Below are 16,812 nucleotides of genomic sequence, written 5' to 3'. Positions count from 1 at the left end.
TGGGCGTGGGAGAACGATCGCTTTTGGCTTGGACGTCCTCCTGGTGGATCAGCCGCTCAGCTTCGAACGCCAGGAAGGAGAGGATGACCTTCGTCGTCTGGCCGACCAGGCTGCCCGCGCAGGGATATCGCTACGTCGCACTAGGAGCGATGGCTCATCACGACGGTCCGGCAAGCGAGGTGCAGCGTGAGGCAGTCCATCGAGGCGATCGAGGTACCGAGCAGCCGTTCGACGGCGGAGATCCGCGCGTGCACGGTGTTGCGGTGTAGCTGCATCTGCTTGGCCGTCTCGGTGGGAGACCTGGTTGCCAGGTACATGTCCAACGTCGTCAGCAGTGCACGACTATCAGGGACGGCCAGCAGCGGCGCGAGGAGGTTGCGTGCGAGGGTCTGGAAGATCTCGTCGCGGAACCAAATGGACAGCAACCGTGCGGGCCCGACATCGTCGATCGACTCGACCGTTCCGGCTTCGCCTTTGGAGGCCAAGGCCGCGTGCTGGGCTTGTCCCAGCGTAGCCGCGATCGCGTTCGGCCCTGTGCTCGGCTGGCCTAGCCCGGCGACCAGCGGTGTGTAGCCGCGGTGTTCGGCGTAGGTGGCGTTGTACCACGACAGGGCGTGTCGGAGCCGCTCCGCTACCTCGTCGATCCCCTGCTGCGGAAGGCGCTGGTGCGTCGTCACCCACGATGACCAGCCATCGGCCCGCTCGAACAGAGGGATGTCGAATCCCTCCTCAGTCAGCGCCGAGGTCAACTGCGGTGTCAGCTCCATGAACATTGCGGTGTCGCCTGTTTGGTACATCCCAGCGATGTGGAACCCGACGTGCCATCCATCTAGGACAATCCCGGCCCGTGCCGCGCGCCTGGCGAGATGCTCCGGGATGGACGATGCGTGCTCGAGCTGGAGCAGCTCGGCCAGAAGCGCTGACAGGCGGGCACGGTCTCGCTCGCGGCCGAGCCGGTCACGGGCCACCCATGCCGCCGCCGAGAGGGCTGCGGTCTGAAGGGTCGCGCGGGCGGCGTCCTGCCACATGGGCCCGCCGTGCGCGACCTCTGCGACCAGCCACAACTGGTGATCCGTCCAAGGGACCGGGCATGATGCGCGGACGTGATCGATGAAGCGTTCCGCAGTGACGCTGGGGTGGCGGGTGGCCTCTTCTGGTGTTGTCCACCGCAGTTCCCCCGCAGCAACCCGCCCGTCTACGTTCACTAGTGCCGATGTTCCTCGCAACGTGTCCGAGACGATCGCCAGGATGCGATCTACGGTGTCTGCGGTCGCGAGCTTGGCCACCGCATTGGTCGCCGCGCGGGCGTACAGCAGCTCGGGGTTCTGCACGAGGCCGAGCATCCTGGCGGCCAGGGCCGGCGCGGAGCCGGGGATCGCGGTGGGTCGGACGGCCACCACGGGCAAGGAGAACCGGTCTGCGAGCCGGATCGTGGACTGGGTGATGGACTCCAGATACCCGACGATCATGAGCATGCGTCCGCCGCGGCCGTGTAGCCGGCGGCAGAACACCTCCACCAGGTGCTGGGAGGAAACCCCTCTCTGATCGCTGATGTCCACGACGGCGACCGAGCTTGGCGGGACGCGGCTGAGGTCGGTGCCGGTGTGGACCAGCGCGACGTTACGAACGACGTGGTCGAGCCCGGCAGCGCCGCCCAGCAGATGATGGTCCTCGCAAGCCTGGTCGTTTAGAAGGTCTCGGACGGTGATGATGGTCATGTGGCAGGGCCTTGCTGGGTTGTAGGGGCATCGTTGAGCACGCGGAGCCCGAACGATTCGGGGGTGACGAGCGGCAGGGCGGCCGGCGTCAGCCACGCCTGGGGGGCGGGGATGCGGATCACTTCGACGTGACGGCCGGGCGCGATCTGCTCGGCGGAGACCGGCTGCCAGGTGCGGCGGTCCAGGATGCAGATGAGGTCAGGGACGCGGGCGCGGATCTCACCGTCGTCGATGGCCAGGCTGTACTCGTCGGCCATCTCGACTCGCAGCGTCCGCGCAGGGTCGCCCTCGTGCTCAATAGTGAGCGCGCCACCCGTACGTGGCCGCGGGTGGCGCACCACCTCAATCACGCCGCCGGAGAACAGCAGATCGGCGCCCATGCGGGCGAGAACGCCGACGCGGGCGCGTAGGCTGCGTTGCCCTTCGCGCAGTGCCTGCCCGAGGGCAATCGCGCCGGAGATGGATCCGGTGATGCCGCAGGATGCTGCCTGGGCTGCGGTCATCGGGTAGATCGCGGTGGCCGCCCACCCTCCTAGCGCGGGCAGCGCGGCGCGCAACAGGCGCTCGGCGTCGGCGTTGTCGCGCGCGCTTCGAATGCACAGCTCGTTTCCGCTGGGGTCAACGAGCATGGCGGGTGAGGCCGCGACCCCGGCCGGGTTGAAAACGACCTGATCGACTCTCGGGAACGCGCGGCCCATCCCATCGGCGTCGATCAGTGGGAGTCCCGCCCACGCGGCGGTGGCACACGCGAACAGGGCGTTGGCACCGCCTGCCTCGAAGCCGTGGATTGCCGTGACCGGCGTGTCCAGGAGAGTCCCGATGGCGGCAACGGCGTCCACGAAGCAGGAGCCTGTGGGCAGGCGCTCGATCATCACGGTGATGGACCCGGTCGCGGCGACGGGAACGACCAGCGCGTCCGGCGGCAGGTCGCTGGCGTTGATGAGCGGTATGGGGCCGTGCTGACGCAGGGCATGCCGCAGCAGCAACGCCACCATCGCGGTGTCGCCGCCGCCGCCCGAGCCTAGGAGGGTCGCGCCGGCGGCGAGATCATCGACAAGATCTACCGTGATGTCCACGAGGTCATGCTCGCCCGCTGGCGAGTTCCTCCACCGGTATGTAGAGCTCGCTCAGCCCGAAGCCCGGAGGCCCGAAGCAGTCCAGCGCCTCGGGTGTGCGCATGATCGCCGGGGTGCTGATTGCGTAGACCGTCAGTCGCTGACCGAAGGAGAGCGCTTCCGTCGTCACCGGAGAGCCGGTCTCACTGTTCAGTGTGCAGATCAGGTCGGGGACGATCGCTGCCAGTTCGCCATTGCGGCGGGCGACGAGGTGCTCGTTCTGGAAGCTGATCTCCATCGTGTCGTCTGGGTCTTCCATCGCGGCCAGGCGAACCTTGCCGCGGGCGAAACCGTCCACGGTTCGCCGGTCAATGTCGATGACCTTGCCCCGGAACAGCACCAGCCCATGGCTATAGATGGTGTCGGCCAGCATCGCCGTCAGCGCCTCGAACGGGTTGTGATGCTGGTCTCGCGCCATTCTGAGTGTCTCGCCGATCCGCCGTGCCAGCGTTAGCGTCCTCGGGACAGCGGTACGGCGCACGGTCGCGGCATCCATCGGGTAGTCGCAGATGTATGCCGACCCGCCCATTTGGACCGTCATCGCCCGAGCAAGCCGCTCCATCCGCTTGTTGTCCACGGCGTTGATGATGCCCGCATCGCCGTGATCAGAGGCGATCGACATCGGCGAACCGGACACGCCCATGACGGCGAACGTCTCCATTTGGAGCTCGGGGAATGCGCGCCCCATCCCGTCCGCGTCCACGACGGGCAGGTCCGTTTCCGCGCCCAGCAGTAGCGGGATCATGGAGTTGAATCCGCCGCACTCGATCGGCATCGTGGCCGCCGCCTTGCGGCCCAGATGCGCTTCCAGCGTGCGCATTGCGGTGGTGATGCCCTCGGGGCCGGGCAATTTCTCCCAGAACACGGTCGGCGCCCCCATGAGCGCACACGGCAGGACCAGCGCGTCATCGGGAAGCTCGTCCACGTCGATGACGCGTATCGTGCGGCCTGCTCGCAGTTGCTGCTCCACGAGCAGCCTGCCCACGTACGGGTCGCCTCCGCCGCCTGTGCCCAGGACGGCCGCGCCCTCCGAGAGGTCGCGCAGGGACGACAGGGTCAGCTCGACGCCCACTGCTCTTCCTCCCTGTTCCGCCGGCTGGTGAGGTCAAGTTCGCCGACCGCTTTGACTCGGACTCGCACGGCGTTGCCTGGCAGGTAGGCGACGTGCACCTCATCTACCTCTTTCACCTCCACTGTGCCGGGGGCCGCCCCTGCGGAAATCGCCCGGTCAATCGCCTCGGCGCACGCCTCTTCGAGCACCTCTTCACGGGTTCGGGAGGCGGTGATCGCCCATAGCCGGTCTACGTCGCCGCCGATCTGGCCGATCGCTGCGCCGATCGCGTTGGCCACCCCGTAATGCTTGGGCCGGTGCACGGCTGGCACGCCGGGCAACTCGGGGGGAATGAGCACGCTACCGCCGCCGACCATAACCACCGGCAGCGGAGTTGCCGATACCCGCATCCGGTCTACCAGATCGATAACCTTCTGGATCATCCACTCGATGCCGCGGTTGACGAGGTTGCGGTCCAGGTGCCGTACCAGGGATGCGTCGCCGATGTCGGCCAGACCTGCGGCGACTGCGAGGTCCGACGCGGTCAGGATCTGTCCGCCGAACACCAGGGCGTCGCTGGTGAGCTGATAGCCGACCGAATCCGGGCCGACCTCGACCACGGGGGTGCGGGTGACGCGGCTACCGCCCCCAAGTCCGAATGACAGCACGTCGGGCATGCGGAAGTTCACCCGGACACCGCCGAATTCCACCTCGCCGCTCGCCTGCCGCGGGTAGCCGCCGGCCAGCACGCCCACGTCGGTGGTTGTGCCTCCGATGTCTACGACGGCGCAGTCGAGCTGGTCGGCGAGGAACGCGGCGCCCCGCATGCTGTTGGTCGGTCCGGACGCGAACGTCCGAATCGGGTAGCGGCGGGTGAACTCGGCGTCCATGAGAGTGCCGTCGTTCTGTGAAAGATATAGCGGCGCCGTCACCCCAACCGTGTGTAGTGCGGCGGTGAATGCCTCCACGATGTCGTCGGCCAGGTTGCGCAGGCACGCGTTGACGATGGTGGCGTTCTCCCGTTCCAGCAGTCCGATCCTGCCGATCTGATGGGAGAGGCTGATGTGCAGGTGGGGCAGCTCGGCCAGGAGGATGTCGGCTGCGGCTTCCTCCAGTTCGGCGTTGACTGGCGAGAACACCGAGGAGATGGCGACCGTGCCGATCTCTTTCGCCTCCAACTCCTGGGCGACGCGCTTGAGCTCGTCAGGGTTCAGCGGGGCGATGGGGCGGCCGTCGAACTCGTGCCCGCCATGGCACAGGTGGATGCTCGGCTGAAGCGCTCCCACCAGCCGCTCGGGCCAGTCCACCATCGGTGGTAGTGCGGCCGTGGCGGGCAGTGCCAGCCGTACCACCGCTGTCCTGGCCAGGCCGCGGCCGGTCACTAGAGCGTTGGTGAAGTGGGTGGTGCCGATCATGACGCCGTGAATGGTTGAGCGGTCCACACCGGATTCGGTGAGTAACTGCTCCAGAGCGGCGACGATGCCACCGGTCACGTCAAGTGTGGTGGCGGTCTTGATGGAGGCCAGGACTGTGGTCCCGTCCATCAAGACCGCGTCGGTATGGGTGCCGCCGACGTCAATCCCAATACGCAAGGAAGCTCCGTTTAGGGGAAGGTGAGCAGCAGACTGCCGCGATCCAGCCGTACGGCTCGACCGCGGCAGCGCGCCTTAGACAGAGATAGAGCCTTTGGTGGATCCAGTTAAGCCGAACTTGCCCGCGATCGCATACAGGACGAAAGCTGCTATCAGGGCGTTCAGCGCGGGAATTCCCCAGGTGACGTAATTGCCGACTGCTGCGGATACCAACCAGATCATCAGTGCGGCCGGGACCCATCCAGGAGCGGATGCTGGTAGGGCGCCGGAGTTCCGCGACTCGTCCAGGACAGGACGCCAGGTGCGCACCACGTAGTACTCGGCCACCATGATTCCGGCGATTGGCGGGATGGCGACCCCGAGCAGGATGAGGAAGTCCACCAGGTGGTCGGCGATGCCCAGGGCGGCCAGCGTTGTGCCGAGGACACCCAGGACGATCGTGACAGCGGCGCGGCTGGCCTTGATGGCGAACGCGGTGTGCAGCGCGCTCGTGACGCCGAGCGAGGCGGCGTAGAGGTTCCAGTCGTTGGTTTTGATTGTGGCTGCGACGAGCACGATGGTGCCGACGATGCCAGAGGTCGTGGTGACGATGGCTACCACGTCGCCGGTCCGCAGCGCATGCGCCAGGAGCACGCCGACGAGTGCGAGCACGTACTCGCCCAGGGTGATGCCGATGACGGTCTGCTTCACGACGTCAGCCGCGGACTTGTTGAAGCGGCACATGTCGGGGCTGATCACGGCGCCCACGATGAACCCGCCGGCGACCAGGGTGGCGCCCTGCGCCAGGCTCAGCGCAGGACCGGGCGGAGCCGAGGTGATCAGTTCGCCGAGGGGCTGCTTGCTGAGTTCGACCACGACGGCCCAGCCAGCCAGCGCCAGGAACGCCGGAACGGTGATCCACGCGGTCCAGGCCATCCCCAGGAATCCCGGGACCACGATGGCAGTGATTGCCAGCCCGCCGATGATTGCCCACACCCAGGGCGGTCCTCCGAGGAGGGAGGCCATGCCTTGGCCGAGTACTGCGGATTGGACGCCGAACCAGCCGAGCAGGCATACGGCGATGACGATGCCGACCAGCCCGGACCCGTGGCGGCCGAACCCGCTCCAGCGGGCCAGGACGGTGGTGGACAGTCCTTCCCGCATGCCGGCTATGCCGATCGCGATCGCGACGATCTCCAGGATGACGGCGCCGAGGGTCACGGCCAGGACGGCCTGCCAGAACGTCATGCCCATGCCGAGGGTTGCGCCTAGGAGGAACTGGGACAAAGCGCTGAGGAGGCCGAAGCGCTGAATGGCCACGGTCATCCAGCCGTAGCGGGCGCTGACAGGTACGCGCTCAAGGGCGTAGTCCTCGCGAGCTAATCCTTCGTCGGCCGCGCTGGGCGGCGACGCTGTCGAGGTCATAGGCGGATCTATCCCTTCGATTCAGTGCGTGGAGGAGACGGTAGGACGCACATGCGTTCGATGGAAGGGGCGATCCGCCCATCTCCGTGGATAAGATCAGGCTTACTGCACATAATGTTGAGCGCTCAAATATGTGGGCCGGTTCGTCTATTGCCAGCCTTTGACGATGGCACCACGCAGCGTTCGAGAAAGCAGCCGCCCAGGAGGAGAACAGAAAAGCCAGACATGCCTGGGATCCTTCTCACCAGCCTGTTGCCTGGCAGCGGTTCTATCGAGCGCTGTCAGCGGGCCCACGAGCGCTTCACGCCAGCTTCGGGGCAGGACGGAGCGCACATCAAGCCCTGGGAAACTATGCAGAACGCCTATTTCGATCAAAAGCTCACCGGGCCATAGTGACCAGGCGCACCGCCGTCGTCCCCGCCTTCCCCAACGGCGCCACATCCAGCAAGCCAGCACATCGAGAGGCGCGATGATCCCCAGTGACGTCAGAACCCAGCTCTTCCCAGAACTGCTTGTTGAAGCAGTTTCACAGCCGGACAATCCCTACGGCTACTACCAAGCGATCGAACGCCGCCGGCAAAACCGTCTAGCGGAGGCCCGGCTCCTCGACCTTCTTGCCAGTCAGGAGATCGAGCGGCTCTACAACCTACGCGACAGCAACGGCGACCGCCGATACAGGCTCAAGAACATTGCCAAGGCGCTTGGCCTCACTATCTCTCAGGTCTCTCATGCCAAGCGCGCCGCAGACCCGGCGAGCTTCCTCACCGCCATTAAGGAAGAGGTCAGCCGGCTGCGGCGGCAGGCTGACGACACCAACGCGCCTTCCATCGCGCGCATGTGGGCCCGCGCACGCGCTGCACAGATCATGGCCGTCGCCCGGAAGCTCGGACAGCAGGCTGCTACACAGGGTGTGGCAACCATCAGCGGCTTGGTGACCCAGGGCCGCGGCCCACAGTCGGCTCAGCGGCCTCTCTCCAAGACGGGATAGCCGTCCGGAGTATGACGCAGCCAATCCGGTGATGCGTCACGCTCACCTGGTCTGGGCATGTCCCTTCATTGGAGGATCCGTTCGGTGAGTTAGGCTGCGGCGCGCCAGGTGTTCGGGCCGACGACGCCGTCCATGGCAAGGCCCTCGGCGCGTTGGAAGACTTTGGTGGCGGCGGAGGTCATGGGCCCGTACCGGCCGTCCACGGTGATCGTGTAGCGGAGCTGTTTGAGCCGGTACTGCCAGGTGGTGACGTCGGCGCCGCTCATGAGCGGCTCACCGGGCCGGTAGGCCAGGAGGCGGCCGGGGAAGGCGGGCCAGTCGCCGGGCTTGGCCATGGACGGCTTGCTCGTGGACGGCTTGGACGGCTGCGCGGTAGGGCCGCCGTTGAGGTAGTGGCGGACCTTGGAGATGAAGTCGTCCCAGGCGAAGTCAGGGCCCGGGTCCCAGTGATCCGACCGCTTGTAGACGGCGCTCACATCGGCGTGGCCGACGATGCCCTTGTGGCCGGCGCGGAGCTGGGCGCGGGTGAGCCGTTTGGCGGGGATGCTGTACTTCTTGCACCAGCCGGCGACCTGGCGGGCGGCCAGGTCGAGCAGGTCCTTGCTGTAGTCGTCGGCCCACTGGGACTTCGTCTGGCCGGCGCGCCCGGCGAGCTCGATCTGGAGCCCATCCGAGTTGCAGCCGGGGGCGGCCCATGCGGTGTCGCCGGGCAGCACGGTCTGGACGACGCTGTTGTTGTCCACGCACAGGTGCGCTGACGCCTGGGTCGCCTTCCTGGCGAAGTACTGGGCGACGTTCTCGGCGACGTTGCCGGACTCGCCCGTCTCCATGGTGTGCACCACGATCACGCGGATGGGCGCGACGCGGCCGGCGTGCTTGTTCGGCGAGATGGTGGTTTGCACGGGTGTGCCCCCTCGTTCGCGGTCCAGGCCCTCGAGGTCCTGGCGGTTGAGACGGGGAGCGTGTCGGGCGGGGCGGGTTAGCGTCTGGTCCCGAAGCGCGGCGAGCGCCGACCGCGCTGGGCGGTCGGCGCTCGGGCCGGGGTGGTTATGCGGCCTGCGGCAGGCCCTCGCAGGTCTCCTCGTCGCCTTCGTCGTCTTCGTCGGCTGCCTCGTCGAGGACCAGGCTCTCGGCGGATGCGGCTGCCTCGTCGGCGTCGTACGCATAGACGGTGACGGCGTAGCGCTGGTATTCGCCGAAGTCGCCGCTGTTGGAGTCGCTGTCGAACGTCTGGCGTTCGCCTTCGACGACTCCGGCGACGTACAGCGGGGATGGCGACATGTCGAGGTCGAGCAGCCCGGTCACGGTGTACGTGCGCGGGCTGGGCTCCGTCTCCTGGCCGTCGATCTCGAACACGCGCGGCGGTTGGTTCATGGTGGCCTCGGTGATGCGGATCGCGCCGACCGCGCCGACCGGGACGCACTGGAGCGCTTCGGCGAGGATCCGCTTGGCATCCTCCAGGGTGTGCGCGTCGAGCCGGGCCACGGCATCCAGTTCGACATCGAGGGCGTAGCTGTGCAGGACGGGCGCGTTGGGCTCGACACCGAGGCGGACGGCGGTCACTTCGAGGTCGTCGTCGCTGTAGTGCTCGGCGAGCTCCAGCCAGTAGACGCCGCCGTCGTTGAGGTGGTCGCTGATCGCGTCGGCGTCGTTGGCGATGTTGTGGGGGACGTCCACGGCGACGGTGACGGTCCGGGACACGCGCGCCCACGTCTCCAGGGTGACAATGACGCGGGACAGGTTCGGGTCGGTGGCGGGCGGGAGCTGGTAGTCGTCGTCGCCCGGGTCGAGGAACATGCGGCAGGCGAGCTCGGCGAGTTCGCGTTGCCGGTCGGTGACGTCTTCGGGGTCGTGGCCTGCGGCGAACGCGGCGGCCACGTGGACGAGCACGTCGAGCTCGTCGGACGCGAAGAACGTGTGTGGCTGAATCACGAGGGTGGTTCCTTCCGGTGGTGCAGGCGGGCCGCACGCCGCTCGTACGGGCCCGCCGGTTGGGGTCAGGGTTGGGGCAGGAAGATGTCGAGCCCGTCGTACAGGCGCGGGCCGGCCGCGCCCGGGTCGGCGTCGTGGCCGGCCGCCGGGGCGTCGGGGGCGGCGATGGGGGTCTCGTCGATGACGTCGATGTCGCCGTCGATGCTGAGCCCGTCGAGGGTGACGTCGGGGTCGTCGCTGGCCAGGTCGAGGCTTTCGACGACGTCGCGTAATTTGGCGCGGGCCTCGCGCCGGGTGCGGGCGGTCACCTCGCCGACGATGAACGTCATGACGTCGAGCCGGAAGACGGTCAAGGGGTTGTTGCTCACGGGTGGTTCCTGGTGGTGGGAGCCGCACCCGTGCGGGCGCGACTCCGGCCGGACGGGTCAGAGGGGGATCTTGGTGATGGTGGTCTCGGTGGCGGGCTTGAGGTCGGGGTCTGGCGGGGTGACCTTGAGGATTTCGCGGTCCCGGCTGATGACCTGGCATGTGAGCCGGACGATGCCGTCCTGCCGCGAGAGGGTGACCGTGGTGCCGTTGAGGGCGTCGAGCTGCTGGTGCGCGGTGTCGGCGTCGGTGGCGTACACCTCAGCGGTGGAGCTGATGGACAGTCCGAACTCGTAGCAGCGCTCTACGGGCTGTCCTGCGGGAACCTCGTCGGGCTCGTCGTCGAGCTGCTCGGGCTCGGTGTGGCGGTTCTGACCGGACACCCCCCACGACTCACACGCCCAGTGGCAGGGTCGGCCGCGTTCGGCTCCGCAGTACCCGCAGGGGAACGCGTAGGCGACGGTCGGCCGGTCGCCGGGGTCGTCGGCGAGGGCTTCCTCCTGGTAGCGGTCGTACGCCTGCTTGAGGATGACACCGGGGTGAACGCGGGCGCGTTCGAGTCGGTGGAGGATGTCGCCGATCGCGTCGCGGGCGGCCTGGTCGAGGTCGTCGTCGCGGCTGAGGTCGCGGTTGTCTGCCATGTAGGCGTCGTTGACGTAGGCGTTGATGGCGACGATTCCGCTTTCGGCTCGGTCGCTGTTGGTTGGGTCGTTGGTGATGTGCACGGTGTTCTTTCTGGTGTGGAGAAGGGCCCGTACGCCGCTCGTACGGGCCCGTGGTGATCGGGGCTCCTAGTGGCCGGTGTTGGCGCAGACCCAGCCGAAGCCGGGGGCGTAGCGGACGGCGTCGGCGTCGCAGGTGCGGCAGTAGGTGCGCGGCTGGGCGGGCTCGTCGTCGCAGCGCGGGGGGAAGATCAGGTCCGCGATGAGGCGGGTGATGGTGCGCACGGGGTTCTCCACTGGGCTCAGGGGGTGGTGCCTGCCCCGGCGGGGATGGTACCGGGGCAGGCGGGGTTATGCCTGGGCTCAGTGGTGGCGTCCGCGCTTGCGGAAGGTCTTGAAGCCGATCCAGGCGGCGGCGGCGATCCCGGCGAGGATGGCCATGATGGTGACGACGGGGAGGACCGCGTCCCAGAGGCTGCCGTTTCCGCTGTTGGCGGCCATGTTCTGGTAGGCGTGCGCCGCGTAGTCAGGCTGGGCGGTCACGGTGGTGACCGGGGCGGCGGGCGGGAACGGGAGGTCGTTCGTGTCGGTGCCGCTGGGGGCGGCGGTCGGGATGGCGGGGACGACGTTGATCACGGTGGGCTGCTGGCCGGTGGTGTCCGGGGCGGCGGGAGCGGTGACCGTGGTGGTGGCGGTCGGGCGGCTCTTGGCCGTGGTGGACGGCTTAGGGGTGGCGCTGGTCTTCGGCTTGAGCGTGGTGGTCACCGTGACCGAGGGAGACGCGGTGCTGTTGACCTGGCTGGCGGTGGTCGTCGGCGTGGCCGTAGGGGTGGTCGTCTCCGTCACGGTGACGGTCGGGGTCGGGCTGGGGGCGGCGGTGGCCTTGAGGCTGGCCTCGCTGAGGGGGACGCTGCCGATGAGCGTGAGGGTGTAGTCGCCGGGCGCGTCCGGGGTGAAGGTCCCGGTGAGGGAGATGTCGCCGAGGCAGGTCGCGTTGCCGGTCTCGGTGACGAGGTTCGTCTTGTCACCTGCGGGGGTGCGCAGGGTCAGCGTGGCCTTGCAGGCGTCGGTGACGACCGCCTTGACCGTGACCGGCTTGCCCGTGGTGAGGGCGGTGCCGGGGGCGGGGCTGGTGATCTGCCCGGTCTCCACCAGGGCCGCGTAAGCGGCGGCGGGGAGAGCGAAGAGGCAGCCGACCGCGAGCGCGACCAGGGCCGCGAACACGCAGGTCAGAGAGACGAAACGCATGCGTTTCCTTCCGGTGTGTTTCCTGCGGGAGCGCCGCTCGCTCCCGCCGAATAGTTAAAATCTTAGCAGTCTTCTTTAATGATGTCTACACGGACGGAGGGAATTGCCGATCTAGACACCATTAAAGATAACTGCTAATGTTTGGGGTGTCGACAGGGAGCGAGCGGCGCTCCCCCAACCGGAAGGAAACACCCCCAGATGAGCAAGACCCGCGAGTCCTCCCACCAGATCCACCTCAACTGGCTCATGCGGCTGGCGATCACGATGCTGACCACGTACTACGACCTCACCCCCGCCCACCTGCGGGAGGCGCACGACAGGATGACGGGCTCGCTGGCGCTGGCGCGGCAGATCGCCGACCGGTACAAGGGCGACCACACCGCGTGGACCCAGATCCGCGACAACGTCGTGGGCGCGCTCGCCCAGATGGGCCGCATCACCGCCGTGGAGCCGGACTTCACGCTGGTGGAGACCTACTTCGTGGAGGCTCGGGAACTCTGCCGGTCCTACCTGGTGAGCCTGACCCACGAGCAGCGCGTGCAGCTCGCCACCTGGGACAGGTTCGAGAACGCGCACCTTGTGGAGGAGTCGCACGAGGAGGGCCGCGACCCGGCGCTCGTGATCGTGCTCAACCCGGTGTACGCGCCGGAGACGCCCGCCAAGAAGCGGGTGCAGGACAAGGCGAACGAGCGGTTCGCCGAGCGGTACGGGGAGTTGGCCGTGATCAACGCCATCTTCGCTGCCTGATCATCCCTCCAAGGCCCGCCCGAGCGGCGGGCGGGCCCTCTCCCCGGAAGGAAGTACCACCCCTATGAGCGCCTCGATCCTGCTGCTGCCCAACCAGCAGATGCGCTGCATCAACCTGCCCGCCAACGCCTGCACCGTGCCCCTGACGCTGGACCTGCTCAACTGCTTCTCCGCCGAGCGCCACCAGCTCGCCCCGGGCGTCGGCATGTGGATCGACTCGTGCGGGCAGGGCCTGGGCCGCGAGGTCAACATGCCCGCGACCAAGCTGTCCGTCCGCCTCGGCGGCCTGTGGATCCCGTGGTACGGGCCGGTCCTGGTGTGCGGCATCGACGAGCAGGGCCGCAGCCACGACCTGACCGCCGACCAGCTCCGCCACCTCGCCCCCTACCTGCTCGGCCTCTCCTGACCCCTGCGGGGGCCCGCCCGCGCGGCGGCCCCCTGCTCTCTCCCCCGCTGAACCACTCTCCGCCCGTCCGAGCGGCGGCCGGGCCCACCTACCGGAAGGAAACCCCTCGTGAAGCTGACCCGCTCCGACCTGATCCGCATCCTGTTCGACGCCCAGCGGCGCGGCGAGATCCCCCAGCCGGTGATGCATCGCTTCCCCCCGCTCGCGCTGGGCGACCTCGACCCGCGCCGCATCACCGAGATGGACGAGGAGAACCAGACCATCAAGGTGTTCGTGTGGACCAGCGAGCCGCGCCCCGAACTGGCCCGCGCGTACTTCGACGTGATCGCCCGCCACCTTGAGGGCAACTGGTTGCTTGACGTGGTGGTCGCGCACGGCGAACCGGCCGACCGGACAGCCCAGATTTCGCAGTTGTGGTTCCACGGTCCCGCCGAGCCGGTCCCGGTCCGGCTGCTGCCGACTCGGCCGTTGCAGCCCGCGATCCCCGCCTGACGTGGGGAGCGGCGCGGCGGGATCGGATAGCCAGCCATCCGCCTCGTAGCTGGGGCGCTGGAGTTTCCCTCGCAGAGCGCCGCCCCCGAGATATCGAACGGCCCGCCAGCGTTGACGCTGGCGGGCCGCTCCGCGTTGCAGAGCAACGCACCTCGAGGGCGCGGCCGCCGCGCCTGCGAGGTCAGGAGCTGGCCCCCGCAGGCAGCTCCCGGTGGATGCCAAGCGCCATGCGCGCGGCGCGGCTGTAGGCGTGGTTCTCGCCGCACGCCGAGCAGGAGGGGCGGCCGGCCTCCGGGTGGTCGGGGCACGGCTGGCGCTGACGCAGGATGCGTTCGGCGATCTCACGGCGGAGCGCGTCTTCCAGCGCCTGGTAGGCGACGGCCACGCCAGGGCGTTCGGTGACGGTGGCAGCGTGCCGGAGGGCGCGTGTGACGGTTGGGGCGTCGGTCATGGGGCGGCCTCTCCCCCGTCGTCGCCGGCTTGGGCGTCGCGGGCGGCCTGGGCGACGCGGTCGGCCAGGCCGGTGAGGTCCACGCCGTGAGACATGGCGACGGGGCCGCCGTCCTTGCCGGTGATCTCCAGGGCCTTGACGGGCTGGTAGCGGTCGCGGCGGGTGCGGGCGAGGTACTCCAGGGCGAGCTTGCCGTTCGGCGGGGTCCACTGCTCCTCTACGCTGCCGTCCGGCCGCTCTGACCGCTTGATCAGCACTCCGCCTCTGAAGTCCTTGAAGATGACCTCCACGGCGGTGTGCTCGGCCTCGGCGCGGGCGTGCTCGATCGCCTCGGCGAAGTCGAGCAGCTCCTGGGGGGCGTCCGGCTTGGTGGCGTCGGCGAGCCACCGGTAGACGGTGGACTCGCCGACCCGGGCCAGGTCGCAGGCGGTGGTCAGGTAGAGCCCTTCGCGGATGTGCTGGCAGAGCCGTTCCTGGAGCTCGGGAGTGAGCTTCGTGCGGCGGCCGCCGGCATGCTTGGATTCGTCGTCGATGGTCATGGGCTGCCTCGTTCGGGTGCAGGTGCCTGCTGGGTGGTGACGGTGTAGGCCGGTCCGTGGTCGTCGCGCCAGGGGTTGAGCTCCACGGCGAGGGTGAGGGACTTCCCGCCATCGCAGTCGGGGCAGTAGCCGGTGTAGTAGGCCACGAGGTTGCTGTGACGGAGGCACGGGCCGGATTCATCTTGGTAATCGAGGCCGGCGTTGACTGGCTGGGGGATGTCTATGGTGGCGGTAGTGCCATCCGACAGGGCTATGGCGATCGTGATCCGGTCGATGGTAGGGACCGCCTTCGCGGCCGGGCCGGCGAGGGCGGTCACGGGCGTGGGGCGGCCGCGAGTGCCGGTCACTTGCCCTCCAGGATGTAGGTCTCGAAGACGCGGGCGCCGGCCACGATGCCTTCGGCGGTGCGCTCGTGGGAACCGACGTACTCGGCGGCGAGCTTGAGCGCCTCCAGGCGGATCTCGTCAATCGGCTGAGGCCGGTCGAGGTAGGTCACTGGTGAACTCCCGTCAGTGGCTCGGGCACGCGGTGGCGCGCCATCTGGTGCGGTTTCCGTGGATCTGCCGCTCTACGAGGTGGAGCGCTTCCAGCGCCCGCAGGGTCTGGAGAGTCCGGTCCTGGCTGCCGGTGAGGTGATCGAGCTGCACCCTGGCGACGCTGCGCGGGTAGATGCGTTGAAGGCTGGCGAGGATCTCCTGATGGTCGTTGGCGTGGCCGAGCGGCTCGGCTGAGAGGGCTGCTTGAGGCCCGGCCGGTGCTCCGGTTGGGGCGGTGTCGGCGTAGTGGCGTTCGATCTCGATCACGCCGTCTGGGTGCTGCCGGATGATCTCGCGGATCATCCCGGGCGTGGGTCCGGCTGGTGGCGCGGCGATGCGCGCGGGCCGCGGCTGGGGTGCGGGCAGGGGCGGAGGTTCGAGGCGGGCCCGGTCCACAGCGGAGCTGAAGGCCGGGTGGTGGCGGCGCCAGTGGTAGACGGTGGACGGGGAGATGTTGACCTCGCGGGCTGCCTCTGCTGCTGAGTAGCCGTTGCCGAGCAGGGCAATGAGACGGCCTTGCATGTCGGCGGTGAGTTTGGTCGGGCGGCCGGGCCCGCGGCGTGCGTGGGTCACGTCGTACTCCTGGTGGGGGTGATGTGCGGGCGTCGATCGGTCATGCGGGCGTCCAGGTGGCGCGGGTGGGGTTGAGCGACGTGGCGGTGCTGGTAGGCGTCGCCGAGACGCCCACGCGGGTGATGTGCGCGTCCGGGCGCGGGGTGGGCAGGTTGAACAGCCACTGACTGGTCGGCGTGGTGGGCGATGAGGGCGGTGACGGTTTCGACGGTCGGCCAGGAGCTCGCGTGGCCGGCGTCGGCGTCGAAGACGAAGACGCGACAGCCCTCGGCGCGCAGGGCCGGCAGGAGGGGGTCGGCAGTGCCGAGCAGCGCGGCGTGGTCGAGGTGAGTGTCGATCCAGTCGCGCATCAGGCCCTTGAAGCTGCCGAATTCGACGAGCACGCCGTTGTTCAGGGTGGCGGCGGCGATGCTGATGGTTACGCGCCAGGTGTGGCCGTGCAGGCTGGCGTCCTTGCTGGGCAGGATGGGGAGCCGGTGGGCGGCGTCGAAGATGTGGGTGAGCTGAGCGGCGAACACGGGCGTCCTATCGGCTGGTCTTGATGGTGGTGCGGGTGGGCGCCGACCGAGGGCGGCGGGCGCGGTAGGAGTGGCCGGCTGCGCGGATCGCGGAGAAGGCGATGAAGGCGGCGGTGGCGGACCACAGCACGCCGGACAGGACGCCGGAGGTGGCCACGGAGGCGATGAGCAGGGCGGCGATGGTGAGGTTTCGGATAAGGGTGCCGATGAACGCCCAGCAGCCGGAGAGGATCGCGATGTCCTCGCCATCCAGGTCGGGGGCGTTCACGCGGCCGCTCCTGCCGGGTGCCGCGGGGTGAACCATGGGTTCGGCGCGGGGATGCGCGGGATCACGACGGTGTCTGTGCTGGCCTCGTCGGTGTACGCGGCTGCGGTCCAGGGTGCCCGGTCGGACACGCATGGGTGCTCGGTGAGGAGCTGGTCGTAGATGGGTGTGCCGGCGTCGGCGAGCACGGGCGGGGTGGTCCGCGGGGC

At 68.6% G+C, this 16,812-nt stretch carries 23 protein-coding genes; 4 read left to right on the top strand and 19 right to left on the bottom strand.

Features of this window, described 5'->3' with window-relative positions; all coding sequences use genetic code 11:
- Positions 1-140: 140 nt before the first annotated feature.
- From EJK15_RS43970 to EJK15_RS43950, 5 genes are all read right to left on the bottom strand, one after another.
- Complete coding sequence (locus EJK15_RS43970; RefSeq protein ID WP_138716411.1) at positions 141-1,718, bottom strand: PucR family transcriptional regulator; 1,578 nt, start codon at positions 1,716-1,718, stop codon at positions 141-143.
- A complete protein-coding gene (locus EJK15_RS43965; RefSeq protein ID WP_138716410.1) occupies positions 1,715-2,794 on the bottom strand; it encodes a DUF917 domain-containing protein in 1,080 nt (359 codons plus the stop codon). Before EJK15_RS43965 ends, EJK15_RS43970 begins: the two co-directional genes overlap by 4 nt.
- A gap of 4 nt (positions 2,795-2,798) precedes the next feature.
- Positions 2,799-3,905, bottom strand: a complete 1,107-nt coding sequence (locus tag EJK15_RS43960; RefSeq protein WP_138716409.1) for a DUF917 domain-containing protein — start codon at positions 3,903-3,905, stop codon at positions 2,799-2,801.
- The gene (locus EJK15_RS43955; RefSeq protein ID WP_138716408.1) at positions 3,890-5,476 is read right to left on the bottom strand and encodes a hydantoinase/oxoprolinase family protein; all 1,587 of its coding nucleotides are present in this window, start codon (positions 5,474-5,476) and stop codon (positions 3,890-3,892) included. The genes EJK15_RS43960 and EJK15_RS43955 overlap by 16 nt, the downstream gene beginning before the upstream one ends.
- Positions 5,477-5,551: 75 nt before the next feature.
- Positions 5,552-6,880, bottom strand: a complete 1,329-nt coding sequence (locus tag EJK15_RS43950; RefSeq protein WP_138716407.1) for a purine-cytosine permease family protein — start codon at positions 6,878-6,880, stop codon at positions 5,552-5,554.
- 469 nt (positions 6,881-7,349) lie between these two features.
- On the opposite strand from EJK15_RS43950, the gene EJK15_RS43945 reads away from it, so the two are divergent.
- The gene (locus EJK15_RS43945; protein WP_138716406.1) at positions 7,350-7,868 is read left to right on the top strand and encodes a hypothetical protein; all 519 of its coding nucleotides are present in this window, start codon (positions 7,350-7,352) and stop codon (positions 7,866-7,868) included.
- Positions 7,869-7,957: 89 nt separating this feature from the next.
- On the opposite strand, the gene EJK15_RS43940 is transcribed toward EJK15_RS43945, so the two are convergent.
- The 6 genes from EJK15_RS43940 to EJK15_RS43920 all read right to left on the bottom strand — a co-directional run bounded on the left by EJK15_RS43940 (position 7,958) and on the right by EJK15_RS43920 (position 12,076).
- Complete coding sequence (locus EJK15_RS43940; RefSeq protein WP_138716405.1) at positions 7,958-8,770, bottom strand: peptidoglycan recognition protein family protein; 813 nt, start codon at positions 8,768-8,770, stop codon at positions 7,958-7,960.
- A 145-nt stretch (positions 8,771-8,915) separates the two neighbouring features.
- Positions 8,916-9,800, bottom strand: a complete 885-nt coding sequence (locus tag EJK15_RS43935) for a hypothetical protein (protein WP_138716404.1) — start codon at positions 9,798-9,800, stop codon at positions 8,916-8,918.
- Positions 9,801-9,865: 65 nt separating this feature from the next.
- The gene (locus EJK15_RS43930) at positions 9,866-10,168 is read right to left on the bottom strand and encodes a hypothetical protein (protein WP_138716403.1); all 303 of its coding nucleotides are present in this window, start codon (positions 10,166-10,168) and stop codon (positions 9,866-9,868) included.
- Positions 10,169-10,225: 57 nt separating this feature from the next.
- Entirely contained in the window at positions 10,226-10,891 is a 666-nt protein-coding gene (locus EJK15_RS43925; protein ID WP_138716402.1) for a hypothetical protein, read from the bottom strand.
- Positions 10,892-10,957: 66 nt separating this feature from the next.
- On the bottom strand, positions 10,958-11,113 hold the full coding sequence (locus EJK15_RS71410; protein ID WP_171074885.1) for a hypothetical protein: 156 nt from the start codon (positions 11,111-11,113) through the stop codon (positions 10,958-10,960).
- Positions 11,114-11,191: 78 nt separating this feature from the next.
- A complete protein-coding gene (locus EJK15_RS43920; protein ID WP_138716401.1) occupies positions 11,192-12,076 on the bottom strand; it encodes a hypothetical protein in 885 nt (294 codons plus the stop codon).
- Positions 12,077-12,274: 198 nt separating this feature from the next.
- Here EJK15_RS43920 and EJK15_RS43915 point away from each other — a divergent pair, with 198 nt between their 5' ends.
- From EJK15_RS43915 to EJK15_RS43905, 3 genes are all read left to right on the top strand, one after another.
- Positions 12,275-12,823, top strand: a complete 549-nt coding sequence (locus tag EJK15_RS43915) for a hypothetical protein (RefSeq protein ID WP_138716400.1) — start codon at positions 12,275-12,277, stop codon at positions 12,821-12,823.
- A 64-nt stretch (positions 12,824-12,887) separates the two neighbouring features.
- Positions 12,888-13,229 (top strand): DUF3846 domain-containing protein, encoded by a 342-nt coding sequence (locus EJK15_RS43910; RefSeq protein WP_138716399.1) that lies wholly within the window; start codon positions 12,888-12,890, stop codon positions 13,227-13,229.
- Between the two features lie 108 nt (positions 13,230-13,337).
- Positions 13,338-13,721 carry a hypothetical protein gene (locus EJK15_RS43905; protein WP_138716398.1) on the top strand — a complete coding sequence of 128 codons (384 nt, stop codon included), beginning with the start codon at positions 13,338-13,340 and terminating at the stop codon, positions 13,719-13,721.
- Between the two features lie 181 nt (positions 13,722-13,902).
- Here EJK15_RS43905 and EJK15_RS43900 read toward each other — a convergent pair whose 3' ends face one another.
- From EJK15_RS43900 to EJK15_RS71400, 8 genes are all read right to left on the bottom strand, one after another.
- Entirely contained in the window at positions 13,903-14,172 is a 270-nt protein-coding gene (locus tag EJK15_RS43900; protein ID WP_138716397.1) for a hypothetical protein, read from the bottom strand.
- The gene (locus tag EJK15_RS43895; RefSeq protein WP_138716396.1) at positions 14,169-14,711 is read right to left on the bottom strand and encodes a hypothetical protein; all 543 of its coding nucleotides are present in this window, start codon (positions 14,709-14,711) and stop codon (positions 14,169-14,171) included. Before EJK15_RS43895 ends, EJK15_RS43900 begins: the two co-directional genes overlap by 4 nt.
- Entirely contained in the window at positions 14,708-15,058 is a 351-nt protein-coding gene (locus tag EJK15_RS43890; RefSeq protein ID WP_138716395.1) for a hypothetical protein, read from the bottom strand. The genes EJK15_RS43895 and EJK15_RS43890 overlap by 4 nt, the downstream gene beginning before the upstream one ends.
- A complete protein-coding gene (locus EJK15_RS71405) occupies positions 15,055-15,207 on the bottom strand; it encodes a hypothetical protein (protein ID WP_171074884.1) in 153 nt (50 codons plus the stop codon). The genes EJK15_RS43890 and EJK15_RS71405 overlap by 4 nt, the downstream gene beginning before the upstream one ends.
- Positions 15,208-15,220: 13 nt before the next feature.
- The gene (locus EJK15_RS43885) at positions 15,221-15,820 is read right to left on the bottom strand and encodes a helix-turn-helix domain-containing protein (RefSeq protein ID WP_138716394.1); all 600 of its coding nucleotides are present in this window, start codon (positions 15,818-15,820) and stop codon (positions 15,221-15,223) included.
- The gene (locus EJK15_RS43880; protein ID WP_138716393.1) at positions 15,817-16,338 is read right to left on the bottom strand and encodes a 6-pyruvoyl trahydropterin synthase family protein; all 522 of its coding nucleotides are present in this window, start codon (positions 16,336-16,338) and stop codon (positions 15,817-15,819) included. Before EJK15_RS43880 ends, EJK15_RS43885 begins: the two co-directional genes overlap by 4 nt.
- 7 nt (positions 16,339-16,345) lie before the next feature.
- Positions 16,346-16,606, bottom strand: a complete 261-nt coding sequence (locus EJK15_RS43875) for a hypothetical protein (RefSeq protein WP_138716392.1) — start codon at positions 16,604-16,606, stop codon at positions 16,346-16,348.
- Positions 16,603-16,812 (bottom strand): hypothetical protein (locus EJK15_RS71400; protein WP_171074883.1); only part of this gene is annotated, 210 nt, incomplete at its 5' end. The genes EJK15_RS43875 and EJK15_RS71400, both read right to left, overlap by 4 nt.

The organism is Nonomuraea basaltis, assembly GCF_005893125.1.
In the GTDB taxonomy this organism is placed as follows: Bacteria; Actinomycetota; Actinomycetes; order Streptosporangiales; family Streptosporangiaceae; genus Nonomuraea; species Nonomuraea basaltis.
The sequence above is the reverse complement of the archived record's forward strand: the minus strand, read 5'-3'. Positions and strand labels throughout refer to the sequence as shown.